Origin of the sequence: Rhodococcus jostii NBRC 16295, from assembly GCF_001894825.1 — a bacterium.
Lineage (GTDB): Bacteria > Actinomycetota > Actinomycetes > Mycobacteriales > Mycobacteriaceae > Rhodococcus_F > Rhodococcus_F jostii.
On the sequence record NZ_BCWY01000054.1, the window covers coordinates 60383 to 70437 of the forward strand.

Annotated in this window: 7 protein-coding genes; all 7 read left to right on the plus strand. The window is 70.5% G+C overall.

Annotated elements, in window-relative coordinates; translation table 11 throughout:
* Nucleotides 1-107: 107 nt before the first annotated feature.
* From RJ1_RS28750 to murC, 7 genes are read left to right on the plus strand one after another with little or no spacing between them, the layout of a single operon-like run.
* Nucleotides 108-1718, plus strand: coding sequence for a UDP-N-acetylmuramoyl-L-alanyl-D-glutamate--2,6-diaminopimelate ligase (locus RJ1_RS28750; protein ID WP_073365931.1), 1611 nt, complete (start codon nt 108-110; stop codon nt 1716-1718).
* Nucleotides 1715-3229 carry a UDP-N-acetylmuramoyl-tripeptide--D-alanyl-D-alanine ligase gene (locus tag RJ1_RS28755; protein WP_073365918.1) on the plus strand — a complete coding sequence of 505 codons (1515 nt, stop codon included), beginning with the start codon at nt 1715-1717 and terminating at the stop codon, nt 3227-3229. Before RJ1_RS28750 ends, RJ1_RS28755 begins: the two co-directional genes overlap by 4 nt.
* Nucleotides 3226-4305, plus strand: a complete 1080-nt coding sequence (gene mraY, locus RJ1_RS28760) for a phospho-N-acetylmuramoyl-pentapeptide-transferase (RefSeq protein WP_005247625.1) — start codon at nt 3226-3228, stop codon at nt 4303-4305. The genes RJ1_RS28755 and mraY overlap by 4 nt, the downstream gene beginning before the upstream one ends.
* A 4-nt stretch (nt 4306-4309) precedes the next feature.
* The gene (gene murD, locus RJ1_RS28765; protein ID WP_073365919.1) at nt 4310-5809 is read left to right on the plus strand and encodes a UDP-N-acetylmuramoyl-L-alanine--D-glutamate ligase; all 1500 of its coding nucleotides are present in this window, start codon (nt 4310-4312) and stop codon (nt 5807-5809) included.
* Entirely contained in the window at nt 5806-7338 is a 1533-nt protein-coding gene (gene ftsW, locus RJ1_RS28770; protein ID WP_073365920.1) for a putative lipid II flippase FtsW, read from the plus strand. Before murD ends, ftsW begins: the two co-directional genes overlap by 4 nt.
* Nucleotides 7335-8483: an undecaprenyldiphospho-muramoylpentapeptide beta-N-acetylglucosaminyltransferase gene (murG, locus tag RJ1_RS28775; RefSeq protein WP_073365921.1), complete on the plus strand. Its 1149-nt coding sequence runs from the start codon at nt 7335-7337 to the stop codon at nt 8481-8483. The genes ftsW and murG overlap by 4 nt, the downstream gene beginning before the upstream one ends.
* Entirely contained in the window at nt 8480-9991 is a 1512-nt protein-coding gene (gene murC, locus RJ1_RS28780; RefSeq protein ID WP_073365922.1) for a UDP-N-acetylmuramate--L-alanine ligase, read from the plus strand. The genes murG and murC overlap by 4 nt, the downstream gene beginning before the upstream one ends.
* Nucleotides 9992-10055: the final 64 nt, after the last annotated feature.

The window sequence follows — 10055 nt, forward strand, 5'->3', positions numbered from 1 at the left end:
GGACACGGACTTTTCCCGTGGACACACCGAACTGCCGAGGTAGCACGCTGTATCGATCCGTGCACTACGCCGTTGTCAGTGAGAAGTCGACATCCGAGAGGAGCCCGGTGCCTGTTCCGTCCCGCCCGCAGTCGGTATCAGCGGAGGTGAAGGTCTCAGACGGTCTTCGCCCCGCCGAGCCGGTCCGTACCACGGTGAGCGCTCTGGCAGCGCTCGCCGGAGCGAGGGTCGAGGCACCCACCGGAACCGCTGAGCACGTGATCGTCACCGGTGTGGATCTCCGCGCCCAGGGGATCATCGAGGGCGATCTGTTCGCGGCCCTTCCCGGGGCCCGCGCGCACGGCGCGGAGTTCGCCGCCGACGCTCTCGCACGCGGCGCGACTGCGATCCTCACCGACGACGCCGGGTTCGCGCTGGTGTCCGCACTGGGCTCCGACATGCCGGTGCTCGTTCACGAAGACCCACGCGGTGTGCTCGGTGAGCTGTCGGCCACCATCTACGGTCGGCCGTCCGAGAAGATGCAGGTCATCGGCATCACCGGCACGTCGGGTAAGACCACGACGTCGTATCTCGTCGAGGCTGCGCTCACCGCCGCGGGCCGGACGACGGGTCTGGTGGGCACCATCGAGACCCGGATGAGTGGCCGCCGAGTACCGAGCGCGCTCACGACCCCCGAGGCCCCGCAGCTCCACGCGCTGTTCGCCGTGATGCTCGAGCAGGGAATCGACACCGTGGTCATGGAGGTGTCCAGTCACGCACTGTCCCTCGGCCGGGTGGACGGAATCCGGTTCGACGTGGGCGCCTTCACGAACCTCTCCCAGGACCACCTGGACTTCCATCGCGACTTCGAGGACTATTTCGCCGCCAAGGCGCGGCTCTTCGCGGCCGACTCGTCCGTGCACGCCCAGCACGCCGTCATTTGTGTCGACGACGTGTGGGGGCAGCGGATGGCCGAGGTCGCACGCGGCGCGCACGCGGTCGTGACGACGGTCGCCACCACACCCGGAGTGGACGCGGTGTGGACGGCAGGCCCGGCGACGGTGTCACCCTCGGGCTCGCAGACGTTCCCGCTCACCACCGCGGAAGGCACGACACTCGACGTGGAACTCCGCCTTCCGGGACAGTACAACGTCGCGAATGCTTCGCTCGCCGTCGCGTTGTGCGCGGCGCTGGGAGTCGACCCACGCGACGCCGTCGAGGGCATCGCCGGGGTCGACGTACCGGGCCGGGTGCAGCGGATCGACCGGGGGCAGGACTTCCTCGCTGTCGTCGACTACGCGCACAAGCCCGCGGCCGTGGAGGCCGTGATCGCGACCTTGCGTGAACAGGTCCGGGGACGCGTCGCCGTCGTCGTCGGCGCCGGCGGTGACCGAGACGCAGGCAAGCGGCCGCTCATGGGTGCCGCGGCGGCGCGCGGTGCGGACCTCCTGATCATCACGGACGACAACCCGCGCACCGAGGATCCGGCGACGATCAGGGCCGCGGTCCGTGAGGGCGCCCTCGCGGTGCCCGAATCCGAGCGGGGACAGGTGTGGGAAGTAGCGGACCGAGCGAAGGCGATTGCCGACGCCGTCGGCTGGGCGCAGGCAGGCGACGTGGTTCTGGTCGCAGGCAAGGGACACGAGATCGGTCAGGAGATACACGGGGTGAAGTACCCATTTGACGACCGCGACGTACTGGGCGACGCGATCGAGCGAAAGGTCGGAGGAGCGCAATGATCCCGATGACACTCGCTCGCATCGCCGAGATCGTGGGCGGCGAGCTGCACGACGTCTCCGACCCGTCGGCGGAGGTGACGGGAACGGTCGAGTTCGACTCGCGCAAGATCACCGCCGGGGGACTGTTCCTCGCGCTGCCCGGCGCCCGCGTGGACGGTCACGATCACGCGGCCGCGGCGGTCGCGGCCGGTGCGGTGGCGGTCCTAGCCGCGCGTCCGGTCGGTGTGCCGGCCGTCGTCGTGTCCCCGACGCCCAGCGACGTCCCGAGCAGGGCGATGGCGCTCGAGCACGACACCGACGGTTCGGGTGCCGCCGTGCTCGCGGCCCTGGCGACGCTGGCACGGGCGTCGGTCGACGACCTCACCGCGAAGGGGCTCACCGTCGTCGGTGTCACCGGATCGGCGGGAAAGACGTCGACCAAGGATCTGCTCGCCGCCGTACTGCGCCCGCTGGGCCCGGTCGTCGCGCCGCCCGGATCGTTCAACAACGAACTCGGGCATCCGTGGACGGCGCTGCGTGCGGACGCCGACACCGGATTCCTGGTCCTGGAGATGTCGGCCCGCGACCGCGGTCACATCGCCTCCCTCGCGGAGATCGCACCCCCGAAGATCGGGGTGATCCTCAACGTCGGAACCGCGCACCTCGGCGAATTCGGTTCGCGTGACGCGATCGCCGCGGCCAAGGGTGAACTCGCGGAGTCGCTGCCGTCGGCGGCGGAGGGCGGTGTCGCGATCCTCAACGCGGACGATCCGCTGGTGACGGCGATGGCGCCGCGCACGTCCGCGCGGGTGGTCTTCGTCGGCCGATCGGAGTCCGCGGACGTGCGTGCCACCGACATCGTCCTCGACGAGAAGGCAAGAGCACGTTTCACTCTCACGACTCCGTCGGGCAGCGTCCCGGTCGAACTCGCCGTGCACGGTGAACACCAGGTCGGCAATGCGCTCGCCGCGGCGGCGGTGGCACTCGAATGCGGGGCGGACCTCGAACAGGTCGCGCAGGCCCTCTCCGGTGCCGCCGCGGTGTCGGCGCGACGGATGGATGTCCGCGACCGGCCGGACGGTGTGACCGTCGTCAACGATTCGTACAACGCGAACCCCGACTCGATGCGCGCGGCCCTGAAGGCGCTGGTGTCGATGGCCCGGACCGGCCGGGGTGCGGCGCGCCGGAGTTGGGCGGTGCTCGGCGAAATGGCCGAGCTGGGTCCAGAATCAGTGGTCGAGCACGACGCCATCGGCAGGTTCGCGGTCCGGTTGGACGTGAGCAGACTGATCGTCGTCGGAACCGGCAGGCCCGCCCGGGCCATGCACCAGGGTGCGGTCATGGAGGGTTCGTGGGGTGAGGAGTCGATCCTCGTTCCCGACATCGCCGGTGCGATCGCAGTACTCGAAGCGGAACTGGCGCCGGGCGATCTGGTGCTGGTCAAGGCGTCGCAGTCCATCGGATTGTGGGAGGTCGCGGACACGGTGTTGACGGGAAGCACGGGACAGAAGGGTTCGGAGGCTACGCGGTGAGACAGATCCTCTTCGCGGCGGGCATCGCGCTCGCCGTCTCGATTCTGCTGACCCCCGTTCTCATCAAGGCCTTCTCCCGTCAGGGGTTCGGCCAGGAGATCCGTGTCGAAGGTCCGGCGAGTCACCAGTCCAAGCGCGGCACGCCGACGATGGGTGGCGTCGCCATCCTCGCCGGACTGTGGGCCGGCTACTGGGGTTCGCACCTGATCGGCATCGGCTACAACGCGGACGGGCCGTCGGCGTCAGGACTCCTGGTTCTCGGTCTCACGACGGCGCTCGGCGGGGTCGGGTTCCTCGACGACTTCATCAAGATCCGCAAGCAGCGCAATCTGGGGCTGAACAAGACGGCGAAGCTCGTCGGACAGCTGATCGCGGCGGTGGCGTTCGGCATCCTCGCGCTGCAGTTCCGGGGCGCGAACGACCTGACCCCCGGCAGTGAGCATCTGTCATACGTGCGGGACATCGCCACGGTCACGATGGGTTCCGTCGTGTTCGTCGCCTTCTGTTATCTGCTGGTGAGCGCCTGGTCGAACGCCGTCAACCTCACCGACGGCCTCGACGGTCTCGCCGCCGGCTCGATGAGCCTGGTGCTCGGCGCGTACGTGATCATCACGTTCTGGCAGTACCGCAACGCGTGCGAGACGAGCCCCGGCAAGGGCTGCTACGACGTCCGCGATCCACTCGACCTCGCCCTGATCTGCGCGGCCGGTGCGGGCGCGTGCATCGGATTCCTGTGGTGGAACGCGGCACCCGCCAAGATCTTCATGGGAGACACCGGTTCGCTGGCGCTCGGCGGCATGCTCGCCGGACTGTCCATCACGACGCGCACCGAACTGCTGATGGTCGTGATCGGCGCACTCTTCGTCGCGGAGGCGGCATCGGTGGTGATCCAGGTCGCGGTCTTCCGGTCGAGCCGAAGACGCGTGTTCCGGATGGCGCCCTTCCATCACCACTTCGAACTCGCCGGGTGGGCGGAAACCACGGTGATCATCCGTTTCTGGTTGCTGGCCGCCATCGCCTCGGCGATCGGGCTCGCGCTGTTCTACAGCGAGTACCTGGCAGCGATCGGGGGCTGACGGCGTGACTGAGGAACACGGCGGGCTCGACTGGTTGCGGGGTCGCGGCGTCCTCGTCGCGGGCGCGGGTGTGTCCGGCCGGGCCACCATCGAACCCCTTCGTGACCTCGGCGCCCTCGTCACCGTCACTGACTCGAACGTCGACGCGCTCGCCGAGTGCGCGCGGCTCGGAGCCGCGACCGTCCCGATCGACGACCTGCTCGCCGCACGCGAGCGTGTCGCCGAGTTCGCGCTGGTCGTGACGAGCCCGGGGTTCCGCCCGGACGCCCCGCTGCTCTCCGTCGCCGCCGGCGACGGCGTGCCCATCTGGGGTGACATCGAGTTCTCCTGGCACGTCGACCGCGCCGGGCTGTACGGCCCGCCGCGACGGTGGCTGGTGGTCACCGGCACGAACGGCAAGACCACGACGACGTCGATGCTGCAGTCCATCCTCGACGCGGCCGAACTGCCGAGCGTCGCCTGCGGCAACATCGGGTTGCCGGTGCTCGACGCCCTGAGGCAGACCACGGCGCGGCCGGAGGTTCTGGCGGTCGAACTGTCTTCGTTCCAGCTGTACTGGGCGCCGTCCGTGCGGCCCACCGCCGGCGCGATCCTCAACATCGCCGAGGACCATCTGGACTGGCACGGCGGCATGCAGCCGTACATCGACGCGAAGGCCCGCGCGTTGACGGGTGAGGTCGCGGTGCTGGGTCTCGACGACGAGGTCGCGTCCTCTCTCTTCTCTACTTCTCTCGCAGTGCGCACCCTGGGTTTCCGGCTGGGTGTGCCGGCGGCGGGCGAACTGGGTGTCGAGAACGGGTTTCTCGTCGACCGCGCGTTCGCGGACGGCGAGCGGCTGGCCCCGGCCGAGGGGATCACCCCGCCCGGACCCGCAGGTCTGATGGACGCCCTGGCCGCGGCCGCTCTGGCCCGGGCGATCGGGGTGACGCCGGACGCCGTCGCCGCAGGTCTGGCCGCCCACGTCGTGGGCCCGCATCGGGCGGCGCACGTCGCCGAGGTCGGGGGAGTGACGTTCGTCGACGACTCCAAGGCCACCAACCCGCACGCCGCGCGACCGTCGATCCTCGCTCACGAGCGGGTGGTGTGGATCGCCGGCGGTCTGCTGAAGGGCGCGCGGGTCGACGACCTCGTCCTGGAGGTCGCCGGCCGCCTTGCCGGAGCCGTCCTGCTGGGACGCGATGCGGCGCAGATCGCAGAGTCCCTTGCGCGACACGCCCCCGAGGTTCCCGTGGTCATCGTCGAAACGGGAGACGATGCAGGAGTGAGTGCAGTCCCGCAGTCCGCGACGCACCGGGTGGTGTTGCCGGCGGACACCGACAGCGACGCCGTGATGGGTGTCGTCGTGCGGGAGGCGGCGGCCCTGGCATCGGCGGGGGACGCTGTTGTGCTGGCACCCGCGGCCGCCTCACTGGACATGTTCGACAGCTACGGCCATCGCGGGCGCAGCTTCGCGGACGCCGTCGGCAGCCTCGACGAATCGGACATCTCCAGGACGCTGCGATGACCTCGGCCGGAGCACGGACCCGCCGCGTCGCCGAGGGACAGCGGTCCCCGGCCCGCAGCGCCGCGCCAGGGGTGGCCACACGGGCACCGTCGAGTCCCCGCACCCGCACGACACCTCCCCGCGGCCCGCGCACCCGGATCGGGGCCTGGCTGTCCCGGCCGCTGGCGTCTTTTCACCTCGTCGTCACCATCGCGTTCCTGCTGACGGTGCTCGGCCTGGTGATGGTGCTGTCGTCGTCGAGCGTCGAGGCCTACGCCTCGGACGGTTCGGCGTACACCCTCTTCACCCGGCAGGCGCTGTTCGCGGCTCTCGGTCTCGTCCTGTTCTACGCGGCGCTGCAGGTCCCGGTGCGGGTGATGCGTGCACTGTCGTTCCCGGCGTTCGCGTTCACGATCGTCCTGCTCGTCCTGGTTCTCATACCCGGCATCGGCACCGTGTCCCAGGGCACCCGGGGTTGGTTCGTGATCGCGGGTTTCTCGTTGCAGCCCGCCGAGCTCACCAAGATCGCACTCGCCGCCTGGGGCGCGCACATTCTGGCGTCGCGGCGCAGCGACATCTCCAGCATCCGGGACATGCTGGTTCCGCTCGTTCCGGCCGCTCTCGTCGCGTTCGTCCTCATCATCCTGCAGCCCGACCTCGGAACGACGGTCTCGCTGGCCATCATTCTGATGGCGCTGCTGTGGTTCGCGGGTCTGCCGCTGAAGCTGTTTCTCGCCGTCGTCGGCACCGGTGTCGGCGGGATCGTGATCCTCGCGCTCACCGCCGGCTACCGCTCCGCGCGCGTCCGCGAGTTCCTGAATCCCGGTTCCGACCCGCAGGGCATCGGTTACCAGTCCCGGCAGGCGATGTACTCGCTCGCGGACGGCGGAATCCTCGGACGAGGCTTGGGCCAGAGCCGCGCGAAGTGGAGTTATCTGCCGAACGCGCACAACGACTTCATCTTCGCGATCATCGGTGAGGAACTCGGGTATCTCGGCGGCGCGGCCGTCCTGGGCCTGTTCGGGTTGTTCGTGTACACGGGCCTGCGCATCGCCACTCGATCCGCCGACCCCTTCCTCCGACTGCTCACCGGAACGGCCACCGTGTGGATCACCGGACAGGCGTTCATCAACGTGGGATACGTGATCGGGCTGCTGCCCGTCACCGGCCTGCAGTTGCCGCTGGTGTCGGCGGGCGGAACGTCGACGGCCACCACCCTGTTCATGTTCGGCCTCGTCGCGAACGCGGCCCGGCACGAACCGGAGGCGGTCGCGGCGCTGCACTCCGGGCAGGACGGCCGGTTCGGTCGTCTTCTGCGACTGCGGAAGCCCGAAGCGTATTCGCCGGTGCGGGCCGATGCAGCGCGGGCCGAGGCGGTGCGCCGGGCCGAGGCGCGCCGCAGGGCCGGTCGCGAGATGGCTCCGCGGACCCGCAGCATCACATACGAGAAGGGCCGCCCCGAACGCGGCAAGGGCCGCACCCCCGAACGGGGCGCACGTCAACAGCGAAGCTCGGGTGGCCGAGCAGGAGAGCGAGGATTTCGTAGGTGAACGGCGACAAGTCCACCCTGTCGGTGATCGTGGCCGGCGGTGGTACCGCCGGGCACATCGAACCGGCTCTGGCCGTGGCCGATGCGATCAAGTCGATCGACGAGAACGCGGTGGTGACCGCACTGGGCACGGCCCGTGGCCTCGAAACCACCCTGGTTCCCGACCGCGGATACCCGCTCGAGCTCATTCCACCGGTGCCGTTGCCCCGCAAACCGACGCTGGACCTGCTGCGGCTTCCCGGCCGCGTGCGCGCGTCGGTGCGCCGGACCCGCGAGGTGCTCGACGCCACCGGCGCTGATGTGATCGTCGGGTTCGGCGGGTACGTCGCCCTGCCCGCGTACCTGGCCGCGGGCCCCGGACTGCTCCGCCGCCGTCGCCGCATCCCGATCGTGGTGCACGAGGCCAACGCCAGCGCGGGGATCGCGAACAAGATCGGTGCCCGCCGCGCCGCCCGGGTTCTCGCCGCGGTCGCCGGTTCCGGCGTCGCCGCCCGGGGCCGCTCGGACGCCGAGATCCTCGGCATCCCGGTCCGGGCGTCCATCACCGGCCTCGACCGCGCAGCCCTGCGCGCGGAGGCACGCGCACACTTCGGTCTCCCCGCCGACGGCCCGGTTCTGCTCGTCTTCGGCGGTTCGCAGGGCGCCCGGTCGCTCAACGAGGCCGTGTCGGGCGCGGCCGAATCGCTCGCCGCGGCCGGTGTGGCCGTTCTCCATGCGCACGGACCGAAGAACACCCTCGACGTTCCCGAGGTGCCGGGCGGCCCCCCGTACGTGGCAGTTCCCTACCTGTCGCGGATGGACCTCGCCTATTCGGCCGCGGACGCCGTGATCTGCCGGTCGGGTGCGATGACCGTGGCGGAGGTGTCGGCTGTGGGCCTTCCCGCGGTGTACGTGCCGCTGCCGCACGGCAACGGCGAGCAGGAACTGAACGCGCGACCGGTGGTCGCCGCCGGAGGTGGAATGATTGTGGCCGACGGAGACCTGTCCGCCGGATTCGTCGCGAAGACCGTGATCCCGCTGCTGCGCGACCCAGCGCAGCTGGAGGAGATGGGCCGACGCGCGGCCGGCGCAGGCCACCGCAGCGCAGCCGCCGAGGTTGCGCGGATCGTGCTCGACGTGGCCGCGCTGACGAGGGGAACCCGATGACCGACCTGCCCGCGGAGTTGGAACGTGTCCACATGGTCGGGATCGGCGGCGCCGGGATGTCCGGAATCGCGCGGATCCTGCTGGCCCGGGGTGGCCAGGTGTCCGGATCGGACGCCAAGGAGAGCCGCGGCGTGCTCGCCCTGCGTGCACGTGGCGCGCAGGTCCGCATCGGCCACGACGCCGGCGCGCTCGATCTCCTGCCCGGCGGCCCGACCGTCGTGGTCACCACCCACGCCGCCATCCCCAAGGACAACCCGGAACTGGTGGAGGCGGCCCGTCGCGGCATTCCCGTGATCCTGCGTCCCGCGGTCCTGGCCTCGCTGATGCAAGGGCACCGCACCCTGCTGGTGTCGGGCACCCACGGCAAGACGTCGACGACGTCGATGCTGGTGGTGGCCCTGCAGCACTGCGGTTTCGATCCGTCGTTCGCGGTCGGCGGCGAACTCAACGAGGCCGGGACCAACGCCCATCACGGCAGCGGGGACGTGTTCGTGGCCGAGGCCGACGAGAGCGACGGTTCGCTGCTCCAATACGACCCGAACGTCGTCGTCGTCACCAACGTCGAGGCCGACCACCTCGACTACTTCGGTAGCACCGAGGCGTACATCCAGGTGTTCGACGACTTCGCGGCTCGGCTCGCGCCCGGCGGCCTGCTCGTCGCCTGTCTGGACGATCCCGGCTCCGCGGCGCTCGCGCAGCGGGTGGCCGCGCGCGGATTGCCCGGGGTGCGGGTCGTCGGCTACGGCAGTGCCGAGAACGCCGACGGGGCCTTCGACGCGGTCGACGGCGTCGAGGTCGGTGCGCGACTGCTCAGCTTCGAGGCCCGGGACGTGGGCGGAGTCCTGCAGTTCCAGCTGGCGGGGGAACAGTCGCCGCGGACCATCCGGATGGGTGTGCCCGGCCGGCACATGGCGCTCAACGCGCTGGCCGCGCTTCTCGCCGCCCGGGAGGCGGGCGCCGACGTCGACGAGATCCTCGAAGGCATCGCCGGATTCGGTGGAGTGCACCGCCGGTTCCAGTTCACCGGCCGCGAGCACGGCGTGCGTGTGTTCGACGACTACGCGCACCACCCGACGGAGGTCCGGGCCGTTCTCGGCGCCGCCGCCGATCTGGTGCGCCAGCCGCACGAGGCCGACCGCCGCGAATCCGAGGACTCGGTGCGCAGCGGCAAGGTCATCGTCGTGTTCCAGCCTCATCTGTATTCCCGCACAGCTACATTCGCGGAAGAGTTCGGTCACGCACTCGACCTCGCCGACGAGGTGGTGGTGCTCGACGTGTACGGCGCGAGGGAAGAACCGCTCCCGGGTGTCAGCGGCGCGCTGGTCGCGCTGTCGGTGTCGAAGCCGGTGCACTACCAGCCGGACCTGTCGCAGGCGCCGCGTCAGGTCGCGGCACTCGCGTCCCCCGGGGACGTGGTGATCACCATGGGTGCCGGTGACGTGACGATGCTCGGCAACCAGATCCTCGACGCTCTGCGTGCGGTTCCGCACCACCACCCGTCGCGATGACGCGGGAGCGCCGCGGCCGGGCCGAGCGGCCGGACCGCCCTGTCCGCCGCGACACCCAGCGCAG

What these genes read in the sequence shown, in the direction of transcription:
- ftsW (WP_073365920.1), top strand. Translation starts at nt 5,806, where the DNA reads ATGACCTCGGCCGGAGCACGGACCCGCCGCGTCGCCGAGGGACAGCGG.
- murC (WP_073365922.1), top strand. Translation starts at nt 8,480, where the DNA reads ATGACCGACCTGCCCGCGGAGTTGGAACGTGTCCACATGGTCGGGATC.
- RJ1_RS28755 (WP_073365918.1), top strand. Translation starts at nt 1,715, where the DNA reads ATGATCCCGATGACACTCGCTCGCATCGCCGAGATCGTGGGCGGCGAG.